This window comes from Kribbella sp. NPDC020701, from assembly GCF_055562215.1.
Genome location: NZ_JBVHFT010000015.1, coordinates 68,458 through 88,115, shown reverse-complemented (window position 1 = coordinate 88,115; position 19,658 = coordinate 68,458). Strand labels below are relative to the sequence as shown.

General features: G+C 68.4%; 19 protein-coding genes. 10 read left to right on the top strand and 9 right to left on the bottom strand.

Features of this window, described 5'->3' with window-relative positions:
- Window positions 1-227: 227 nt before the first annotated feature.
- The 5 genes from ACZ3HV_RS31295 to ACZ3HV_RS31275 form a co-directional block, all read right to left on the bottom strand.
- On the bottom strand, window positions 228-1,601 hold the full coding sequence (locus ACZ3HV_RS31295; protein ID WP_465689465.1) for an alpha/beta fold hydrolase: 1,374 nt from the start codon (window positions 1,599-1,601) through the stop codon (window positions 228-230).
- 193 nt (window positions 1,602-1,794) lie between these two features.
- Entirely contained in the window at window positions 1,795-2,340 is a 546-nt protein-coding gene (locus ACZ3HV_RS31290; protein ID WP_465689463.1) for a DUF2231 domain-containing protein, read from the bottom strand.
- A gap of 482 nt (window positions 2,341-2,822) precedes the next feature.
- Window positions 2,823-3,290, bottom strand: a complete 468-nt coding sequence (locus tag ACZ3HV_RS31285; protein ID WP_465689461.1) for an NUDIX hydrolase — start codon at window positions 3,288-3,290, stop codon at window positions 2,823-2,825.
- A 241-nt stretch (window positions 3,291-3,531) separates the two neighbouring features.
- Window positions 3,532-4,110 (bottom strand): DinB family protein, encoded by a 579-nt coding sequence (locus ACZ3HV_RS31280; RefSeq protein WP_465689459.1) that lies wholly within the window; start codon window positions 4,108-4,110, stop codon window positions 3,532-3,534.
- Window positions 4,111-4,330: 220 nt separating this feature from the next.
- Window positions 4,331-5,146, bottom strand: coding sequence for an alpha/beta fold hydrolase (locus tag ACZ3HV_RS31275; protein ID WP_465689458.1), 816 nt, complete (start codon window positions 5,144-5,146; stop codon window positions 4,331-4,333).
- Window positions 5,147-5,193: 47 nt separating this feature from the next.
- Here ACZ3HV_RS31275 and ACZ3HV_RS31270 point away from each other — a divergent pair, with 47 nt between their 5' ends.
- Window positions 5,194-5,736, top strand: a complete 543-nt coding sequence (locus ACZ3HV_RS31270) for a DUF402 domain-containing protein (protein WP_465689456.1) — start codon at window positions 5,194-5,196, stop codon at window positions 5,734-5,736.
- On the opposite strand, the gene ACZ3HV_RS31265 is transcribed toward ACZ3HV_RS31270, so the two are convergent.
- Both ACZ3HV_RS31265 and ACZ3HV_RS31260 read right to left on the bottom strand, forming a co-directional pair.
- Window positions 5,726-6,058 (bottom strand): VOC family protein, encoded by a 333-nt coding sequence (locus tag ACZ3HV_RS31265; RefSeq protein WP_465689454.1) that lies wholly within the window; start codon window positions 6,056-6,058, stop codon window positions 5,726-5,728. The genes ACZ3HV_RS31270 and ACZ3HV_RS31265 overlap by 11 nt on opposite strands.
- A gap of 17 nt (window positions 6,059-6,075) precedes the next feature.
- Window positions 6,076-6,441, bottom strand: coding sequence for a hypothetical protein (locus ACZ3HV_RS31260; protein WP_465689452.1), 366 nt, complete (start codon window positions 6,439-6,441; stop codon window positions 6,076-6,078).
- A gap of 188 nt (window positions 6,442-6,629) precedes the next feature.
- On the opposite strand from ACZ3HV_RS31260, the gene glmU reads away from it, so the two are divergent.
- Both glmU and ACZ3HV_RS31250 read left to right on the top strand, forming a co-directional pair.
- On the top strand, window positions 6,630-8,096 hold the full coding sequence (glmU, locus tag ACZ3HV_RS31255) for a bifunctional UDP-N-acetylglucosamine diphosphorylase/glucosamine-1-phosphate N-acetyltransferase GlmU (RefSeq protein ID WP_465689451.1): 1,467 nt from the start codon (window positions 6,630-6,632) through the stop codon (window positions 8,094-8,096).
- Window positions 8,097-8,109: 13 nt separating this feature from the next.
- Window positions 8,110-9,090, top strand: a complete 981-nt coding sequence (locus tag ACZ3HV_RS31250; protein WP_465689449.1) for a ribose-phosphate diphosphokinase — start codon at window positions 8,110-8,112, stop codon at window positions 9,088-9,090.
- A gap of 45 nt (window positions 9,091-9,135) precedes the next feature.
- Here ACZ3HV_RS31250 and ACZ3HV_RS31245 read toward each other — a convergent pair whose 3' ends face one another.
- Together ACZ3HV_RS31245 and ACZ3HV_RS31240 are read right to left on the bottom strand one after the other, a co-directional pair.
- The gene (locus ACZ3HV_RS31245; protein ID WP_465689447.1) at window positions 9,136-9,615 is read right to left on the bottom strand and encodes a hypothetical protein; all 480 of its coding nucleotides are present in this window, start codon (window positions 9,613-9,615) and stop codon (window positions 9,136-9,138) included.
- Window positions 9,616-9,729: 114 nt separating this feature from the next.
- The gene (locus ACZ3HV_RS31240; RefSeq protein ID WP_465689446.1) at window positions 9,730-10,410 is read right to left on the bottom strand and encodes a hypothetical protein; all 681 of its coding nucleotides are present in this window, start codon (window positions 10,408-10,410) and stop codon (window positions 9,730-9,732) included.
- A 135-nt stretch (window positions 10,411-10,545) separates the two neighbouring features.
- Here ACZ3HV_RS31240 and ACZ3HV_RS31235 point away from each other — a divergent pair, with 135 nt between their 5' ends.
- From ACZ3HV_RS31235 to ACZ3HV_RS31205, 7 genes are all read left to right on the top strand, one after another.
- A complete protein-coding gene (locus tag ACZ3HV_RS31235) occupies window positions 10,546-12,510 on the top strand; it encodes a sensor histidine kinase (RefSeq protein ID WP_465689445.1) in 1,965 nt (654 codons plus the stop codon).
- 124 nt (window positions 12,511-12,634) lie between these two features.
- Window positions 12,635-13,063, top strand: a complete 429-nt coding sequence (locus tag ACZ3HV_RS31230; protein ID WP_465689443.1) for a LuxR C-terminal-related transcriptional regulator — start codon at window positions 12,635-12,637, stop codon at window positions 13,061-13,063.
- 23 nt (window positions 13,064-13,086) lie between these two features.
- Window positions 13,087-13,848 carry a DUF1932 domain-containing protein gene (locus ACZ3HV_RS31225; RefSeq protein ID WP_465689441.1) on the top strand — a complete coding sequence of 254 codons (762 nt, stop codon included), beginning with the start codon at window positions 13,087-13,089 and terminating at the stop codon, window positions 13,846-13,848.
- A gap of 270 nt (window positions 13,849-14,118) precedes the next feature.
- On the top strand, window positions 14,119-14,763 hold the full coding sequence (locus ACZ3HV_RS31220; RefSeq protein WP_465689439.1) for a 50S ribosomal protein L25/general stress protein Ctc: 645 nt from the start codon (window positions 14,119-14,121) through the stop codon (window positions 14,761-14,763).
- Between the two features lie 41 nt (window positions 14,764-14,804).
- Window positions 14,805-15,380, top strand: coding sequence for an aminoacyl-tRNA hydrolase (gene pth / locus ACZ3HV_RS31215; RefSeq protein ID WP_360362352.1), 576 nt, complete (start codon window positions 14,805-14,807; stop codon window positions 15,378-15,380).
- Complete coding sequence (mfd, locus tag ACZ3HV_RS31210) at window positions 15,377-19,003, top strand: transcription-repair coupling factor (RefSeq protein WP_465689437.1); 3,627 nt, start codon at window positions 15,377-15,379, stop codon at window positions 19,001-19,003. Before pth ends, mfd begins: the two co-directional genes overlap by 4 nt.
- Before the next feature lie 28 nt (window positions 19,004-19,031).
- A complete protein-coding gene (locus tag ACZ3HV_RS31205) occupies window positions 19,032-19,658 on the top strand; it encodes a SurA N-terminal domain-containing protein (protein ID WP_465689435.1) in 627 nt (208 codons plus the stop codon).

Below are 19,658 nucleotides of genomic sequence, written 5' to 3'. Positions count from 1 at the left end.
CCACGTAGACGATCTCATCGTCGACGACGTCGAGGATCAGCATGCCGGTCCAAGGCGGGTCGAGAAGGACGTTGCGGTGCTCAGGCCCGTAAGCGCCGTCGGGTGGACGGGCTGCGTAGAAGCTTTGGCAGAAGTCATCGCCACATCCGCACGGCTGCACAACCTCAAGAGAGTTGACGGAACTCGCGAGGCCGGCCCCGTCCTCGGCTGCGGATGGAGATTTGGTGTCAGGGGTGGGTGAGCGGTGTCCCGGTGCGTGCGGAGACGATGACGTCGTGGATTGCGCGGGTGACCGCTGCTGCGTGATCCGGGTTCTCCACGAGGGAGGCGTGGGTTGCTCCTGGAACGACGCGATGGAGGCTGTTGGTGGACAGAGTGGCTGTCTTGTTCTGGTCAGCCATCCATCCCTCGGAGTTTCCGCGTTCGGCGGTCAGGACGACCAGTGGCTTCGCATCGAGGCTGCGGAGTGTTCCCGCCTGGGCCGTGGACCGATTCGCGACGCCGTACTCATCGAGCGTCCCGCTCAGTCCCTTCCCGGTGGCGGCGGTGGCGCGGGCATCGTCGCGGTACTGCGGCGGGAGATCGGCGTAGGAGATGTTGGCCAGAAGCCGGCCGATGCCCAGCCGTGAGGTTGTCGCGAACAACGAAGACACGTGCTTCAAGACGCTGTAGGAACCCGTCTCCGGCGGGGGCGCGGGCTCGTTTTTGGCGGCGGTGGAGTCAATGAGGACGAGACCGGCGACCTCCCCGGGATACCTTGAGGCATACGTCCTCACGTACAGCCCGCCAAAGGAATGTCCGGCCAGGACATACGGACCCGGGACCTGTGCACGGTCCAGGAGCGTGTGGAGATCTGTGGCGATCTGCGCACCATCGGGTGGACTCGCAGCCGGATCGCTCCAGCCGCGGCCCGCCCGGTCGTAGACGCATACTCGGCTGTCACTGGCCACAGCGGGAGCGATCAGCCCCATAGACGCCGCCGATCCGCCCGCGCCGGGCTCGAGGATTACCGTCGGACTACGGGAGCCGTGGCAGTCCAGGTGGAGTCGGTATGGTCCCACGTCGACGAGTTGCCCGGGCCTGGCAACCGCCGGTGCGGTGGACCGACTGATCCTTTCGTACCCGCCGCCCACGGCGAGAAGTGCCAGGACGACCAGCACCGGGCACAGCAGCCACGCCCTGGTGCGGCTCTGCAGCTCACGCCTGGCGCGGACCCACACCCAGACCACCAAGACCACCACAAGGGGCGGCCACACCCACCCCAGCGCGTCCACCACAGAGTCCGGGACCATGAGCACCACCGCACCGGACACGGCCATGAAGATCGCGGGCACTAAGGCCCAGCGCTGAGGTTGGTCGGTGAACCGCACGGACAGCAACCCCAACAGCGCCCACCCGAGCGCAAACCCGAACAGCACCATCGCGGTGGAGAAGTTGATATCCACGGTGTCGACTGGCAGGAACGCGAGGATGACCGCCGCGGCGAACCCAGCGGCCAGCGATCCGGCCACGACTGTGCCGATCTGCGTACGCGCTGACTCTGGTGCGGGAGCAGCAACCTGGTCGGCGCGCGTGGTCCCAGTCGAACTTCGGTGGGTCATGACAACCACCTCCCCCTTGTCGAGGCCCCCCGCCCTCGTCTTCCAGCATGCGCTCAACGGCGCGGGCGACGGAATAGCCCGACCGTGCCCACGCAATGCCATACGGCTCGCGACCGGTGCCCCCGGCCCGGTCCGCCCGCTCCAGGCTGCTGCAGGCCGTGCCGATGATGGGCACTGCATTGGGTTGAGAGGTCTAGTTGCGCTCAGCCATGGGAGTTCGACGAGCAGTTCCGCGGTGCAGAGCTAGATGGCCGCCGAGGAAGCCCGCACCCGCCACGACCAGGTTCCCGGCTACGGCAAGCTTTGTGCCGAGCCGGTGCTCGCCGCGCAGACGCGCGACGAGCGAGCCGGCAAAGAGGAACGTCGCAGCGTCCATGCCGAGACCGTGGACCGCACCGATCCTGCGTTCAGTGCCTGACAGTTCCGCCCAGTCGCCGGCGCCTGCGAGAGCCGTCGGCACGGACGCCAGCAGCCCGAACCCGGCGAGGAGCGTCGCCCCGCGACGCGACTCGGACCCACCGGCGAGGTCGAGAAGGGACGTGCCGAGCCAGCACCCGGCGGTCACGTCGGTCAGCGACGGATGCAACGAATGACCGAGTACGTCGGTGTGCAGCGGGCTGCGTCGTACCCATTCGATCAGCGGCCCGTAAGCCAGCTCCTGAGCGCGGGCAAGCCACTCGGAGAGCGGGCTTTCGCCGACCGCGCGGACTGCGCGTTGCGGCAAGGATCTCGATGCCACGCGTATCAAGATACGCTCACGGCCGTCGCCCCTGGAAGCGCTGGCTGACGCTTTGCCGACTACGCCGATCACAAAGCGCGGACCTGCCGCGATTCCGTGCCTCGGGCTGGCGATTGACGTAGCCGGAGACGCGCGGAGCCATCAACGGGGGAGGATGACGCCATGTTGTGGGATGAGATCGCTCGCGATGCTGAGGACCACGGCGATTGGGACCGTGCGATATCGGCCGTGAGTGCTGTCGCGGAGTGCTACAGCGCTCATGATTGGCGACACAACGCGCACCTTTGGCATATGGATCTCCTCGCTCGGGCCGGGCGCCTTGACGACCTTGCTGCGCTGGGGCAGGACGACGTGCACGCTCGGAGGCGGCTCAAGCGGCAACTGTCAGAGGAAGGCCATTCCAGCTCGCCTGATCGTGTCGGTGGGGAGTGAGGGATGTACTTCGCCCACGGCCCTAGGCCGATTGTCGATAGTACGAAGGATCACGGACAGAGTGTCGCGAGGGCTGCGTCGATGGGGAGTAGGTCGGCTAGGGGCTCGCTAGGGTTCCACCAAGTGCTGTGGGACATTTCGTCATTCGGCGTGAAGGGCTGCGGCGAGACAATCTGTCCTCGGTAGATCGCCAGAGACTCGAGACGGTGGTCGGGTGCGACTCGGATGCGCGCTACGCCCGCGAAATCGAGGGAGTTCGGACGCTGCCCGCTCTCTTCGGCGAGTTCTCGTATCGCGGCCTCGCGAGGCGACTCGCCGGGATCGAGCATGCCTCCGGGCAACTCCCACGCCTGCCGGAACCTGTTGAAGACCATGAGGCAGTCGCCGCGACACCACAGCACCACGAGCGACGCCGTCAACGGCACGGATGGATCCAACCCAGCAAGCTCGTCTTCGCGGAGCCGATCGAAGCTCAGCAGTGCGGATCCGTCGGCGTTCTCTACCGGAAGCTCGTACACGGTTCACGAGTCTCGCATCAGCGCCAGTCCGACGGATCCCAATTACCGCCGTTGTCCATCCAAGCTTCTGCGACGCTCAGTCCAGTGGCGCGGGCCAGGTGTTGGCGGGTAGGAGGTCGCGGAGGCTGGACGTTTGGTGACTGCCTAGGACTACCTCGGTGTCGAGGTTTTGCAGACACCGACGTACACGTTGCCGCCGTCAGTTTGGCGATGGGATTTCTCGCGGGTGCGTCCGGTCGGCTCACGGTGCGCGGAAGTGGTTGGCGGCCTCTTGAACGGCGGTTCTTCTGTTGTGCCAGAACGTCGCGTCCGCATCGACGGTTGCCTCGTTGCCGCCGATTCGGCCGTCGATGAGTTCGCGGATGATGTCGGCGTGGCCGGCGTGCTGTTGTGTCTCGGCGACCATCCTGATCAACAGGACGCCCAACGTTGTCTCCTGGTGGCCTTCGGCCCAATGCGCTACGTGGCCTGGGCTGTCTAGGTCGAGCTCGGCGACAGTGAGGTCGGAATGAGTGCCGGCCTGCCGGTAGACGTCGGTGATGTAGTCGCTCGATTCGTCGGGTGTGGCCCACATGTCGATCTCGGAGTACGGGTCGTCTCGGAACCAGGACGGGCGCACGATGGGTGGGCGGCCGAACGACTGACCGAGATAGCCGTACTCCAGGCCGGCCAGATGCTTGACCAAGCCGAGCAGGTTCGTGCCTGTTGGAGTCGCTGGACGGCGCCGGTCGTACTCCGACAAGCCGTCCAGCTTGGCGAGCATTGCCGCCCGGCTGCCCTGCAGGACCCGCAACAGCTCAGCCTTGAGATCGACCATCATCTGTACCTCCCGACCGACTCGGATCTAGGTCAACGTTTTCTTGTAGAAGACGGCAGTTCTCGACGTTGGTGACCGCGAACATGCCGACCGCCTGCCCGACCAGCCCCAGCTCCACCAACCACTCCAACCCATCGCCGACAGTCGCCGGCCAACCCTATGCACCGGGCCGACGGTGCAGGCGGCGTACAGCACTCGCCGAGATCGACGACGAGGCATGCGGTTAGGCGAGGAATTGGCGGATGTGGTTGGACCAGGTTTGGGGGGTCTCGAAGTGGCACATGTGGGCGGTGTTGGGGATTACGGCTAGTTGGGTGGTGGGGACGGCGGTGTGGAGGCGGTGGGCTAGTTGGAGGGGGAAGCCCATGTCTTTTTCGCCGTGGAGGATGAGGATCGGGTTGGGGAAGTCGCGGAGGATCTGTTCGGGGTCGCCGGGGCACCAGGGGTGCATGAGGCCTTGGATTGCACGTTCCTCGGACCAGTCGCCCAGGTCTGGGCCGATGGCTTGGAGGAGTTCGAGATAGGCGGGGGCGAGGTCCAGGTCCCAGACGAAGATCGTGGAGTTGCGGAGGGCGCCGTTCGCGGCGTCTTCGGTGTGTTGGCGGCGTTCGTACTCCCGCCAGCCGGCTAGGTATTGGGCACTCTCGGTGCTGCTGTAGGCGGTTGTTGATGCCAGCACCAGGCGGCGGACCTGCTGCGGGTGCTTGTCCACGAAGTGCATCGCGGCGCGGCCGCCGGTGGAGAAGCCGAGGAGGTCCACCTGTCCGAGGCCAAGCTTGTCGATCAGGCGGTGGGTGTCTTGTACGACGTACTCCGGTTGGAGCTCGTCGTCCGGGAGACCGCGTGTGCTCCGGCCGCAGCCGCGGAAGTCGAAGAGGACGATGTGGTGGTCGCGGGCCAGGGGCTCGAAGCCGGGGAGCAGGTAGCCGTGGCCGACGTCCGGGCCGCCGTGCATCACTACCAGGGAGGGTTTGCCGGTGCGTTGACCGAGCTCACGGACGTACAGGGTGACGTCGCCGACGTCCACGAAACTCTCCATGCGGGCAGCATTCCAGAGCTCACCGACAGTCATGAGAGGGTCGCGAGGTGACCACAACGCCGCCCATCGAGAACGTTCGGGTCCTTCATCGCACGGGGCAGTGGTGTCCCGGTCGCCGGATCGGAGAGGTTGTCGCGTACGACGTACGGATCCTGCCCGAGTATCAGGTGGCTGGACGGCCGACCGTCGATCGCAGCTATCTGTTGCTTGACCAGGGCATCCAGTTGACCAGGCCGGTTGTGTTCGAAGGCCCGGTGGAGGGCTGGTGGTACGTCGACCTGGTCGACGTCGAACGCACTGAGGCTGGACTTGTCGTCCATGACCTCTACGCCGACTTTCTCGTACCGCCCGGTGCTGATCGCTATCACGTACTGGATCTCGACGACCTTGCTGATGCTCTGAGCAGTGGCGAGATCACAGCTGCCCAGTGCGCCACCGTCCTCAGGAATACCCAACGCTTTGTCGAGCGGCACCTGCGCGGCACCGAGAAAGGCTCGGTCGGTCCTCCGCAGCAGTTCCCGCCGGCGAGCATCGCACCGCTCGAGTCGCTGCCTTCTTTCTTCGAGGGCAGCACCCCAGTCACTCGATGACGCAGAAGACGGTGCCGTCGGGGGCTGCTAGTACGACGAAGTCCGCGTCTGGTGGGTAGGTCCAGTCTTCGACGCGGGTGGCGCCTAGTCCGATCAGGCGGTCTACCTCGGACGCGAGGGTCGAGGTGGTGCGGTCGACCCAGAGGTCGAGGTGCGTACGGTCGGTCTCGTCGAGGTGGAGGCGAGTGGCGGGGCCGCCGGGAGGGATGAGGAAGTCCGGGTTGTCGGGGGAGGCGTCGTACCCCAGGGCCTGCTTCCAGAACTCGGCGGCACGGCCGAGGTCGTTGGTGTTCAGCACGATCGCTCCGAGAGTCAGGCCCATCGCTGTGCTCCTATCCGTCAGTGCGGGATGACGACTATTTGGTGGGGGTCTTCGTAGAGGATTTGGCCGGGGTCGGGGGAGGTGTGGCGGGTGCAGGGGATGGCGTGGGCGGCGAGGATGGTGAGGTAGCCGGGGATTCGGTCGAAGAGGTGGGTGGCCGTGGGCTTGAACCAGGCGGCGGCCAGGAGGTTGTCGGCGTAGACGGTGGGGTCGACGTGCGACGGGTTGGTGTACGTGGCGTCGTACCAGGCGTTGTTCTCGCGGCGAAAGGCTTCTTCCTCAGGAGTCAGGAGGCCACGGTGCCCGAGCTGGTTGACCAGGCCGAAGATTCCGATGTGCCGGCCGCGGTGGTCGGGGGTGGGGCTCTGGTAGCGGATGTACACCTCAGATGAGTACCACGGCGGCGGATCGAGCACGGAGAGTGACCGAAGACGCAACGTGAGACCGATCACGGCCGGGGGATCTGGTCAAGGGCGTTCTGATGAGCAAGTAGGCTTGCGCGGGCACTGGTTCGAGTGCCCATGCTGATACTTGTTCGAGAAACTCGCAGGGAACTCGAGGAGAAGACCGCGTGACTTCCCATCGCCCCGCGGCGGTCGTCATCATGGCCGCCGGGCTCGGAACCCGGATGAAATCGGCGACCCCGAAGGTGTTGCACGAGATCGGCGGGCGCAGCCTCGTCGGGCACGCCGTGGTCACCGCCCGGGCACTCGCCCCCGAACACCTCGTCGTCGTGGTCGGCAACGGCCGCGAGCTGGTGGAAGCCCACCTCAAAGACGTGGACCCGGGAGTGAAGACCGCCGTGCAGGAGCAGCAGCTCGGCACCGGTGACGCGGTCCGGGCCGGGCTGAGCGCCGTACCGGTGGACTTCGACGGCTCGGTGATCGTGACGTCCGGCGACGTCCCGCTGCTCGAGGCGGAGACGCTGCACGAGCTGATCGCCGAGCACGACAAGCACGGCAACGCGGTCACGGTCCTGACCGCCCGCGTGCCGGATCCGACCGGGTACGGGCGGATCATCGCCGGCGAGGACGGCACGGTCGCCGGGATCGTCGAGCACAAGGACGCGACGCCCGAGCAGCGGGAGATCGACGAGATCAATGCCGGGATCTACGTGTTCGACGCGGCCACGCTGCGCGACGGGCTGAGCCGGCTGACCACCGACAACGCGCAGGGCGAGCTCTACCTGACCGACGTACTCGCGATCGCCCGGAACGACGGCAAGCGAGTCGGCGCGCACGTCACCGAGGACGCGATGCAGACCGAGGGCGTCAACGATCGCGTCCAGCTGGCCACGCTCCGCGCCGAGCTGAACCGCCGCACGCTCGGCAAACTGATGCGCGATGGCGTCACGATCGTCGACCCGAACACCACCTGGGTCGACCAGACCGTCCAGCTCGCCCGCGACGTCACCCTGCTGCCGAACACCCAGCTCCACGGCGAAACCACCGTGCAAACCGGCGCCACGATCGGTCCGGACACCACCCTCACGGACGTACAGATCGGCGAGGGCGCGACGATCATCCGCACGCACGGATCCAGCTCGGAAATCGGCCCCGGAGCGTCTGTCGGCCCGTTCGCATACCTCCGCCCCGGCACCAAGCTGGGCGTGAAGGGCAAGATCGGCACCTTCGTCGAGACCAAGAACTCCACCATCGGCGACGGCGCCAAGGTGCCGCACCTGACGTACGCCGGGGACGCGACGATCGGCGACGGCGCGAACATCGGCGCCGGCACGATCTTCGCAAACTACGACGGGGTCGCGAAGCACCCGACCCACATCGGCAAGCACTCGTTCATCGGCAGCAACTCGGTCATCGTCGCGCCGCGGACCGTCGCCGACGGTGCGTACCTGGCCGCCGGGACCGCGCTGACCGAGGACGTCGGCCCGGGTGAGATCGCGGTGGCCCGGGGCCGGCAGCGCAACATCAAGGGCTGGGTCGCGCGAAAGCGGGCCGGGACCAAGACCGCCAAGGCGGCCGAAGAAGCTCTCGCGGCGGAACAGTCCGCGCAGGGCGACACTGGCGAGACGGCGTAACGGGAGGCTGGCCATGAGCGGGATGAAGCGAACCACCGAGAAGAACCTGATGGTGTTCTCCGGCCGGGCTCACCCCGGTCTGGCCGAGGAGGTGGCCGAGCAGCTCGGCGCCGGCCTGGTCCCGACCTCGGCGTACGACTTCGCCAACGGCGAGATCTACGTCCGGTTCGAGGAGTCGGTCCGGGGCAGCGACGCGTTCGTGATCCAGAGCCACACCTCGCCGATCAACGAGTGGATCATGGAGCAACTGATCATGGTCGACGCGCTGAAGCGGGCGTCGGCCAAGCGGATCACCGTCGTCCTGCCGTTCTACGGGTACGCGCGGCAGGACAAGAAGCACCGTGGGCGCGAGCCGATCTCGGCCCGGCTGATGGCGGACCTGTTCAAGACCGCCGGCGCGAACCGGCTGATCTGTGTCGACCTGCACACGTCGCAGATCCAGGGCTTCTTCGACGGCCCGGTGGACCACCTGATGGCGATGCCCATCCTGAGCGAGTACGTCCGGAACAAGTACGGCGACCAGCAGCTGGCCGTGGTCTCCCCGGACGCCGGCCGGATCAAGGTGGCCGAGCAGTGGTCGGCCCGGCTGAACAACGCGCCGCTGGCCTTCATCCACAAGACCCGCGACATCGAGCGGCCGAACGAGACGATGGCGAACCGGGTCGTCGGTGAGGTCAAGGGCCGGGTCTGCATCCTGGTCGACGACATGATCGACACCGCCGGGACCATCACGAAGGCGGCCGACGCGCTGTACGCCGAAGGCGCCGCCGGCGTGGTGATCGCCGCGACCCACGCGATCCTGTCCGGTCCCGCGGTGGACCGGCTGAAGAACTGCCAGGCCAGCGAGGTGATCGTCACCAACACGCTGCCGATCGCCGAGGACCGCCGGTTCGACAAGCTCACCGTAATGTCGATCGCGCCGCTGATCAGCCGGGCCATCCGCGAGGTCTTCGAGGACGGCTCGGTGACCAGCCTGTTCGAGGGCCGCGCCTAGACAGCAGGGCGTACGACGTCACGCCGTACGCCCCGACGTGGTCGGTCAGGCGTTGATCCGCCGTCCCGTCAGCTTCCCGGTGACCGTCTCTACCACCTCGGTCGCGCTGCCCGGAGCGAACACGGTAACCCGGTAGGTCGCCGAGATCATGCCGTGCGACAGCGTGCCCCTGAGCTGCACCCGGACCGTCGGCCCGACCGATTCCGGACCTTGCTCGCCCGGGAAGCCGGTCCAGAACGTCGCCCGGAACGACTTGCCCTTACTCGACCAGGTACCGGTGAACGGTGGTCCGGCCGGGCTGATGTCGTGCGACACGAACACGCCGCCGCCGGCGAAGCTCAACACGAGCCGGACCTTGTCGGTCGTACCGTCGTCCTGACGCACGCACATCCAGCTGCCGAGCAGCCCGTTGTCGTTGCCCGCCACCGCAGGCGTGGCCGTCGCCAGCCCAGCGATCGCCACACCACCCGCGGCGATTCCTGCACCCCTCAGCGCCTGGCGGCGTCCCACTGCGTTCTCACCCATTGGATTCCCCTCCCCAGAGATCCGCTGTTCCTTCCAAGCTGCACCCGGCACCACGCCGTGACAACGGTTCGGCCCACTCGACGACGAGGGGTAGCGCGTTGCCTCCTCGCCGTACTAATCGACGGCGGTACGCCGCCACGCGTAGTACGCGATCGCGATACCGCCCGTTGCCATCGGCACCTGGACGGTCAGCCCGATCCACCCGTTGCCCGGGACCACGAAGCTGATCACGATGAAGAGCACGAGCAGCGGGACCCAGCGGGGTACGGCGTGCGACCGCCACAACCCGACCACCTGGACGACCGTGCCGACGGCAACCAGCAGCGCGCCGGCGAGCACCGGACCGAACAGGTGCAGCAGGTCGTTGTTGACGCTGGCAATCACCGGCGTACCGGCCGTGGCGTCGACTCCGGTGGCGAAGTAGTACGCCGCCGCGAGCCCGCCGACGCCGACCGCCTGGAACGCGATGCCGATCCACATCATGAAGCCGCCCGCGGTGGCCCAGGCGGCGCCGCGCTTGCGGACGAGGTAGGTGGTGAGGAACGCCTGGGCCGGCACACCCAGCAGCGCGCCCGCGGCCAGGAGCACCAGCAGCCCCCACCAGCGGTCCCGCAGCGGCTGGATGTCGGCGTACGAGTAGGTCTCGCCGCCGCCGGACGGTTCGGGCCAGAGCACGCCGCCCGGCATCGCGATGAGGTTGCTGATGGTGAGAACCAGGCCGACTGCGCCGATGCGCCGGCGGGTGACCGGATCGGCGGACGGAGCGACGGCTGGCCGGACAGTTTCGGTGGACATGCTGACCCCCTGCGAGAGAAACGGACAGGTTCAGCGAACGCCCGATCCCCAGGCCGGCACATCGGAGCCGGTACGGACGCCGGCCTCCGTGCTGGCTCGGAGCCGTCCGGCGTACGGCGGACTTACTCTGACGACATGCGGTGGCCGCGGTGGGGCGCGCTCGGCACCTTCCTGATCGTCGTTGCGATGGTCGCGGGGAGTACCTGGGTGCTGATCGCGTACCGCACCGGGCCGCACACGCTCCGGAACTTCGTCGGCCTGGCCGCGATCGGTACCGCGATCGCCGTACTGGGCCTCGCTGTCAGCCGGCGTGAACCGGCCAACCCGGTCGGCGCGATCCTCGGCTGGATCGGCGCGATCGCGGTCTTCCTGACCGCACGCGACGTCTACTACAACGCCGCGGTCCACGATCCCGGGCGCCTGCCGTTGGACAGCCGAGTCGTGGCCTGGCTCGAGGAGAGCGGCTGGTGGCTGCTGGTCGCGGTCGCGTACCTGCTGCTCTACTTCCCGACCGGTCGCTTGGTGAGCCGCCGCTGGAGGCCGGTCCCGCCGGCCTTGCTGGCGCTCGGCGTGGCGCAACAGGTCTTCGGCGTGTTCGCCTCGGAGCCCTTCCTGCCGCCGTTGCAGGAACTGCCCAGACCTTATGAACCGCTGTCCGGAGTCCTTCGGGTCGTGAGCGACGTCGAGTTCTTCGCGTTCCTGGCCCTGTGCCTGATCGCGATCGTCCCCGTGGTGATCCGGTTCCGCCGGTCGACCGGCAAGGTCCGGGCCCAGCTCGAGTGGCTGATGCTCGCCGGCCTGGCCGCCGTCCTCTACCCATTCGTCTGCGGCGCCGAGATCATCGTCACCGGCGACACCGGCATCGTTGCGACCATCGTCGGCATCGTCGCCCTGGTGTCCCTCCCGGCGTCCGTCGGGGTGGCCATGCTCCGGTACGACCTGTACGACGTCGATCGCGTGGTGGCCGACAGTGTCACGTACGGCATCGTGATGGTCGTCCTCCTCGGCACGTACGCCGTCGCCGCCGTATCACTGGGTCTGGTCGTCAGCGACTCCGCAGCCGTCGCCGCGGCCGCCACGGCCGTGTGTGCGCTGGTCCTGTCGCCGTTGCGCTCTCGCCTGCAGCGCTCGGTCGACCGGCGGCTCTACCCACCACGTCGCGCTGCCCTGCTGGCGATCGAGGACCTGCAGCGACGGATCCACACCGAGCAGGCGCAGCCGGAGGAGTTGGAGTCCGCTCTGCGTACCGCACTGCGCGATCCGGCGTTGCGGGTCGGCCTACTGGTCCCCGGGGCCTCTGGCTTCGTCGATGCCGCCGGTACGCCGGTCAGCGGACCACAGCTGGTTCCGGTGATGCTGGGTGGTGCGCAGATCGGCGTACTGGCGTCCGATGCGACGAGTCCCGCTGTACTGAAGGCCGTGGCGGCTGGGGCTGCCAGTCTGGTCGAGGTGACGCGGCTGCGGGCCGAGTTGGCCGGTGCGCTGCGTGAGGTCGAGGCGAGTCGGGCGCGGCTGGTGCAGGCGGGGGACGCCGAGCGGAGGCGACTCGAGCGGGATCTGCACGACGGCGCTCAGCAGCGGCTGGTCTCGCTGGGGATGGCGATGCGGCTGGCGCAGCGGCATCTGGGCGACGGGTCGGTCGATGTCGACGGGCTGCTCGACCAGGGCGTCGCGGAGCTGACCACTGCGGTCGCTGAGCTGCGGCAGATCGCCCACGGGTTGCGGCCGGCGAGCCTCGACGACGGACTGCACGCGGCGTTGAGCGCGATCACGCAGTCGATGCCGATCCCGGTCCGCCTGCAGATCCCGTCCGAACTGCCCGAGGAACTGGCCACGACGGCGTACTTCGTGGCGGCCGAGGCTGTCACGAACGCCGCGAAGTACGCGAACGCGACGTCGATCGCGGTCCGGGTGGCCCGGTCGACGGGCGAGGTGCGGGTGCTGATCGAGGACAACGGCTGCGGCGGAGCGGCACCGAGACCTGGTTCTGGTCTGAGCGGGTTGCTCGATCGGGTCGCGGCGGTCGGTGGGTCTCTGGAGCTGCGTAGTCCCGCCGGCCGGGGTACGACGATCGAGGCGGTGCTGCCGTGCGGATCGTGATCGGGGAGGACTCGGCGTTGTTCCGGGAGGGGCTGGCGCGGTTGCTGGCCGACGCAGGGCATGAGATCGCCGGCCTGGCCGTGGACGCGCCGACGACGGGGCCCGGGCCGCTCGTCGGCTCCGGATGCAGAACCCCGAGCTGGGCATCGTGCTGCTCTCCCAGCACGTCGAGACCCGGCACTCGGTCGAGCTCGTCGCGACCGGCCGCTTCGGCTACCTGCTCAAGGATCGCGTACTCGCGCTGGACGAGTTCCTCGACGCGTTGGACCGGGTCGCCTCCGGCGGATCGGCACTCGATCCCGAGGTGGTCGCCCGGCTGATCGGACGGCAGCGCGCCGACGATCGCCTTGCGCCGTTGACCCCTCGCGAACGGGAGGTCCTCGCACTGATGGCCGAGGGCTGCACGAACGTCGGCATCGGTCGCCGACTGTTCCTGACCGAGCGGACCGTGGAGACCCATGTCGGCAGCATCTTGGCGAAGCTGGGGCTGATCACCAACGATGAACAGCACCGCCGGGTGCTCGCCGTACTGGCCTATCTTGGAGACCACTGACCGCTCTCCCAGAGGACTGGCCCATGCGAATCGCTGTCTTCCATCCCGGCGCTATGGGCTCGAAGCTGGCCGCTCAACTGGTCGCCGCCGGCCATGAAGTGCACTGGGTGCCGGAGGGGCGCAGCGAGGCATCGGCCGCGCGTGCAGCGGAGGCCGGGCTGATCGGTACGCCGTTCGCCGAAGCGGTCCGCGGGGCCGAAGTGGTGCTGTGCTCGTGTGCACCGCAAGGTGCAGTGGATATCGCCAAGCAGGTCGGCAGTGCGGGCTTCAGCGGCCTGTACATCGAGGCGAACCCGTTGTCCCCGATGTCGTTGCGCGAGGCCCAGTCGGCGGTGTCGGAGGCGACCTTCGTGGACGCCGGTGTGGTGGGTCCGCCGCCGACCGGTGGGCCGAGTCCGACGCACCTGATGCTCTCGGGTGCCGCCGCTGAGCAAGCGGCCGAGCTCTGGGCCGGCACGGCGGTCACCCCGATGGTGGTCGGTGCGGAGCCAGGGGCGGCCAGCGCGGCGAAGTCGTCGTACGCCCTCTACAACAAGGGCAAGGCGGCGCTGGCGGTGCTGGCCTTCCAGCTCGCGGAGAAGCACGGCGTCACGGACGCGCTGATCGCCCAGCAGGTCCGCGCGGACGCGGGATCGCTCAAGGATCCGCGGTTGCCGGAGAATCTCAGGAGCGTGGCCTGGCGCTGGGGTCCGGAGTTCGACGAACTGGCCGAGACCCTGGACAACGCCGGCCTGGAAGGCGACGCGGCCCGCGCCCTCCGGAAGGTCTGGACCAGACTCAGCTGACCGGACACCCGAAAACCGGTCACGACCGGTGAGCCGGACGGGGAGAGAAGTGCCCGGGGGAACGGATTTCCTGTCTGGGCGAGGTGGTGGGTAGACTGTTTTGGTTGCCTCGGCGAGGGACGCCCCCCGAGAACTGATGGGCGCGGCTCCGTGATCGACGCGGTGGTTCGTTGCCTGACGCCTTCTCGGGGTCACCAGGCGCCCGCTGAGGCCGCAGCCGAGTTCCACCTAGACAACTGATCACCGCAACGCACCTGAGGAGTTCATCTCGTGGCCGAGGTCAAGATCCAAGCCGAATCGCGCACGGAGTTCGGCAAGGGTGCTGCCCGCCGAATCCGCCGGGACAACAAGGTTCCCGCCGTCCTCTACGGCCACGGCAGTGACCCGGTGCACATCACGCTGCCCGGTCACGACACCATGCTGGCCCTGAAGACCGCCAACGCCCTGCTGATGATCGAGGTCGAGGGCGGCGAGTCGCACCTGGCGCTGCCCAAGCAGGTCCAGCGCGACCCGATCAAGGGCTTCATCGAGCACGTCGACCTGGTCATCGTCCGGCGTGGCGAGAAGGTCCAGGTCGAGGTCGCGGTCCACCTCGAGGGCGAGGCCGTCAGCGACACGCTGGTCGTGCTGGAGCACCCGAGCGTCCTGGTCGAGGCCGAGGCGACCCACATCCCCGACGGCGTCACCGTCTCGATCGAGGGCCTCGACGTCGGCGCCCAGATCCACGCCTCCGACCTGCAGTTCCCGGCCGGGACGACGCTGGCGATCGAGCCGGACACCCTGATCGTGAACATCACCCAGGCCCAGACCGCCGAGCAGGTCGACGCCGAGCTGGCCGACGCCGAGGCCGAGGCCGGGATCGAGAGGGACGAGCCGACTCCGGTCGAGGAGCCGGTGGCCGCCGCCGCCGAGTAGTCTGCGCCTCACTACACAGACAGCAGGAAGGGCCGGGATCCGTGGCGGACGACGTGTGGTTGGTCGTCGGACTGGGGAATCCCGGCCCTTCCTATGCCCGCACCCGGCACAACATCGGTCACCTGGTGGCCGACGAGCTGGCCGCCCGCACCGGCGGCAAGTGGAAGCAGCACAAGCAGGTCAAGGCCGAGGTGATCGAGACCCGGATCAGCGGGATCCGGACCGTGCTGGCCAAACCCCGCTCGTACATGAACGAGTCCGGCGGCCCGGTGTCCGGGCTGCTGAAGTTCTTCAAGCTGGAACCGGCCAACCTGCTGGTCGTGCACGACGAGCTCGACATCGACTTCGGCGTCCTGCGGTGCAAGTTCGGCGGCGGCGACAACGGCCACAACGGGCTCAAGTCGCTGCGGAAATCGCTTGGCACCGGTGAGTACTATCGAGTCCGGTTCGGTGTGGGTCGTCCGCCGGGCCGGCAGGCTCCCGCCGACTTCGTCCTCAACGAGTTCTCCTCGACCGAACGCAAGGATCTTCCGTTCGCCGCCGACCGGACCGCGGACGCGGTGGAATCCCTGCTCACCGACGGCCTCGAAGCCACCCAAGGGAAGTACAACTCGTGAAACTGAGCGGTCTGGTCGACACCCTGATCACCGATCCGGTGGTGGCCGAGGCCGTTCGTGACGCCAAGGCGGACGGCGTTACGACCCTCGACCTGAGCGCGCCGACCCCGATCCGCCCGGTCCTGCTCGCCGCGATCGCGTCGGAGCAGAACGGCGCCGACCGCCCCGTACTCGCGGTGACGGCGACCTTCCGGGAAGCCGAAGAGCTGACCGAGGCCCTGCAGTGCCTGGTCGAGCCCGGCACGGTCGCCTACTACCCGGCCTGGGAGACGCTGCCGCACGAGCGGCTCTCCCCCCGCTCGGACACGGTCGGCCGCCGGCTCGCCGTACTGCGTCGCCTCGTGCACCCGGACCCGTCGGACGAGACGACCGGGCCGATCAAGATCCTGGTCGCGCCGGTGCGGTCCGTCCTGCAGCCGCAGGTCGCCGGGCTGGCCGATCTGAAGCCCGTGCAGTTGCACGTCGGCGACTCGGTCGACCTCGAGGACGTCGTCGAGCAGCTCGCCGGAGCGGCGTACCACCGGGTCGATCTGGTCGAGCGGCGTGGTGAGTTCGCGGTCCGCGGCGGCATCATCGACGTCTTCCCGCCGACCGAGGAGCATCCGCTGCGGGTCGACTTCTTCGGCGACGACATCGAAGAGATCCGGTACTTCGCGGTCGCCGACCAGCGCTCGCTGGAGATCGCCGAGCACGGGCTGTGGGCTCCGCCGTGCCGCGAGCTGCTGCTGACCGAGGAGGTCCGGTCGCGCGCCGCCGTACTGGCCAAGGAGCACCCGGAGCTGGCCGAGCTGTTCGAGAAGCTGGCCGAAGGACATGCGGTCGAGGGCATGGAGTCGCTGGCTCCGGTGCTGGTCGACGACATGGAGCTGCTGGTCGACCTGATGCCGGCCGGTACGCACGTCGTCGTGAGCGACCCCGAGCGGGTCCGGGCCCGGGCGCACGATCTGGTCGCGACCAGCCAGGAGTTCCTGGAGGCGTCGTGGGCCGCGGCCGCCGGTGGTGGCGAGGCGCCGATCGACCTGGGTGCGGCGGCGTACATGTCGCTGGGCGACGTCCGGTCGCAGGCCCTGGGCAAGGGCCTGGCCTGGTGGAGCCTGTCACCGTTCGCGGCCGCGCCGACCGATACGCCGGAGCTGCGGGACTCGATGGGCGAGCGGATCTCGTTCGACATCGACCCGGACGCGGGTGCGGTTCGCAGCCGGATCATCGCCGCGCACGAGGTCGACCCGTACCGCGGTGAGACGGCGGCCGCGGTCGAGGACGTCCGCGGCTGGCTGCGGGACGGCTGGCGGGTCGTGTGTGTCACCGAGGGTCACGGTCCGGCGCAACGCCTGGCCGAGGTGTTCTCCGAGGCCGAGCTGCCGGCCCGGGTGGTCGAGGGGATCGAGGAGATCCCGGCGCCCGGCGTCGTACTGATCTCGCAGGGCCAGCTGGACCACGGGTTCATTGCCGACGGCATCAAGTTCGCGGTGCTCACCGAGAACGACCTGGCCGGCCAGCGGTCGGCGGCCGAACGGCGTTCCCAGCAACGGATGCCGAGCCGGCGGAAGAAGGCGGTCGACCCGCTCGAGCTGCAGCCCGGCGACTACGTCGTCCACGAGCAGCACGGCGTCGGCCGGTACGTCGAGATGATGCAGCGGACCGTCGGCACGGGGGCTCAGAAGGCCACCCGCGAGTACATCGTGATCGAGTTCGCCCCGAGCAAGCGCGGGCAACCCGGCGACCGGCTGTACGTGCCGACCGACCAGCTCGACCAGGTCACCCGGTACGTCGGTGGCGAGCAGCCAACGCTGGACAAGATGGGTGGCGGCGACTGGGCCAAGCGCAAGGGCCGCGCCCGCAAGGCGGTCCGGCAGATCGCCGGCGAGCTGATCAAGCTGTACGCCGCCCGGCAGGCGACCAAGGGTCACGCCTTCGCCAAGGACACCCCGTGGCAGGCCGAGCTGGAGGACGCGTTCCCGTTCGTGGAGACGCCGGACCAGCTGGCCACCATCGACGACGTGAAGCACGACATGGAACGTGTCATGCCGATGGACCGGATCGTGTGTGGTGACGTCGGCTACGGCAAGACGGAGATCGCCGTACGGGCGGCCTTCAAGGCGGTCCAGGACGGTAAGCAGGTCGCCGTACTCGTGCCGACGACGCTGCTCGTGCAGCAGCACTACGCGACCTTCGCCGAGCGGTACGCCGCCTTCCCGGTGAACGTGGCGCCGCTGTCACGGTTCCAGACCGACAAGGAGGCCAAGGCCACCATCGACGGCCTGGCCGACGGGTCGGTTGATGTGGTGATCGGGACGCACCGGCTGTTCAGCGGCGAGGTCGCGTTCAAGGACCTCGGACTGGTCGTGGTCGACGAGGAGCAGCGGTTCGGCGTCGAGCACAAGGAGCAGCTGAAGCGGTTGCGGACGGCGGTCGACGTACTGACGATGTCCGCGACGCCGATCCCGCGGACGCTGGAGATGTCGATCACCGGGATCCGCGAGATGTCGACGATCGCCACCCCGCCGGAGGAGCGGCACCCGGTGCTGACCTTCGTCGGCGCCTACGAGGAAGGCCAGGTGACCGCAGCGATCCGGCGCGAGCTGCTGCGCGAGGGTCAGGTCTTCGTCGTCCACAACCGGGTGAACACGATCGAGAAGGCGGCCGCCCGGATCCGCCAGTTGGTCCCCGAGGCCCGGGTGAGCGTCGCGCACGGCCAGATGAACGAGCACACCCTCGAGAGCGTGATCCAGGGTTTCTGGGAGAAGCAGTCCGACGTCATCGTGTGTACGACGATCGTCGAGTCCGGGATCGACATCTCGAACGCGAACACGATGATCGTCGAGCGCGCCGACCTGCTCGGCCTGTCCCAGCTGCACCAGCTCCGCGGCCGGGTCGGTCGCGGCCGGGAGCGCGCGTACGCGTACTTCTTCTTCCCGCCGGAGAAGCCGCTGACCGAGACGGCGCACGACCGGCTCGCCACGATCGCGCAGCACGCGGACCTGGGCGGCGGCATGGCGGTCGCGATGAAGGATCTGGAGATCCGCGGCGCCGGCAACCTGCTCGGCGGCGAGCAGTCCGGGCACATCGCCGACGTCGGCTTCGACCTGTACGTCCGGCTGGTCGGCGAGGCGGTCGCGGAGTACCGCGGCGACACGCAGGCCGAGGAGCCCGAGGTCAAGATCGAGCTGCCGATCGACGCGCACCTGCCGCACGACTACATCCCGTCGCAGCGGCTGCGGCTGGAGATGTACCAGCGGCTGGCGGCGGTCCGCGACGAGGACGGCATCGCCGAGCTGGTCGAGGAACTGCACGACCGGTACGGCGACATCCCGCAGCCGGTGCTGAACCTGATCGAGGTGGCGAAGTTCCGCAATCACGCCCGCCGGGCCGGCCTGCACGACGTCACCCTGCAGGGCAACCTGATCCGGTTCGGACCGGTCGAGCTGCCCGATTCGAAGGTGCTCCGGCTGAACAGGCTGTACCCGAAGAGTCTGGTCAAGCCGCAACTGCGTACGATCCTGGTGCCGAGACCTGCCACCCGGCCGGTCGCCGGTCAGCCGCTCCGCGATCAGGAGCTGCTGCAGTGGTGCACCCGGTTGATCGACGACGTGATCGCCGAACCGGTCGGGGTACCGGCGTGAACCTGAACTGGACGAACGAGGAGATTCGGTGAGCACATCGCGACGGCTTCGGGCCATCGGTGCCGCAGTGGCTACGGTGCTGCTGGTCGGCGGTTGCGCGGCGGGGACGCACCCGGGCGCGGCGGCTGTGGTCGGCGGGACCGAGATCAGCGTCGGCGACGTCGACAAGACCTCGCGCGCGGTCTCCACGGCCCTCGGCCAGGACTTCAACGCCAACGTCACGCTGGGTGAGCTGGTGAACAACGAATTGGTCGAGCAGGTCCGCGACGAGCGGTCGATCCCGGTCAGCGACGCGGAGATCGCCGAGGCGGCCAAGCTCGTGGTCCGCGACGAGGCGTCGTACCAGAAGTTCCAGCAGGACACGGTCTCGCGCGACTTCCTGAACCAGGTCGCGGCGGCCGCCGTCACCACCATCAAGCTCGGCGGTGGCACCGGCGTCAACGACCCGCAGGCGCAGCAGAAGCAGCAGGCCGGCATCGCCGCGGTCAAGGACGCCTCGAAGGACATCAAGGTCACCATCGCGCCGCGCTTCGGCCAGTGGACCGACGGCGCCATCAACGGCAACATCTCCGGCTCGCTGTCCTCGGAGTCCGCGCAGGCCAAGGCCAGGCGCGAAGCCGCAGAGGCCCAGCAGCAGCAACAGGGCCAGGGCTGA

Excerpts from the sequence above, each read along its gene's own strand:
- ACZ3HV_RS31275 (WP_465689458.1), bottom strand. The coding sequence starts at position 5,146 with ATGGAGAGTTTCGTGGACGTCGGCGACGTCACCCTGTACGTCCGTGAG.
- ACZ3HV_RS31225 (WP_465689441.1), top strand. The coding sequence starts at position 13,087 with ATGCGAATCGCTGTCTTCCATCCCGGCGCTATGGGCTCGAAGCTGGCC.
- ACZ3HV_RS31265 (WP_465689454.1), bottom strand. The coding sequence starts at position 6,058 with ATGGGCCTGACTCTCGGAGCGATCGTGCTGAACACCAACGACCTCGGC.
- ACZ3HV_RS31245 (WP_465689447.1), bottom strand. The coding sequence starts at position 9,615 with ATGGGTGAGAACGCAGTGGGACGCCGCCAGGCGCTGAGGGGTGCAGGA.
- ACZ3HV_RS31250 (WP_465689449.1), top strand. The coding sequence starts at position 8,110 with ATGAGCGGGATGAAGCGAACCACCGAGAAGAACCTGATGGTGTTCTCC.
- ACZ3HV_RS31280 (WP_465689459.1), bottom strand. The coding sequence starts at position 4,110 with ATGATGGTCGATCTCAAGGCTGAGCTGTTGCGGGTCCTGCAGGGCAGC.
- ACZ3HV_RS31240 (WP_465689446.1), bottom strand. The coding sequence starts at position 10,410 with ATGTCCACCGAAACTGTCCGGCCAGCCGTCGCTCCGTCCGCCGATCCG.
- ACZ3HV_RS31295 (WP_465689465.1), bottom strand. The coding sequence starts at position 1,601 with ATGACCCACCGAAGTTCGACTGGGACCACGCGCGCCGACCAGGTTGCT.
- ACZ3HV_RS31235 (WP_465689445.1), top strand. The coding sequence starts at position 10,546 with ATGCGGTGGCCGCGGTGGGGCGCGCTCGGCACCTTCCTGATCGTCGTT.
- ACZ3HV_RS31230 (WP_465689443.1), top strand. The coding sequence starts at position 12,635 with ATGCAGAACCCCGAGCTGGGCATCGTGCTGCTCTCCCAGCACGTCGAG.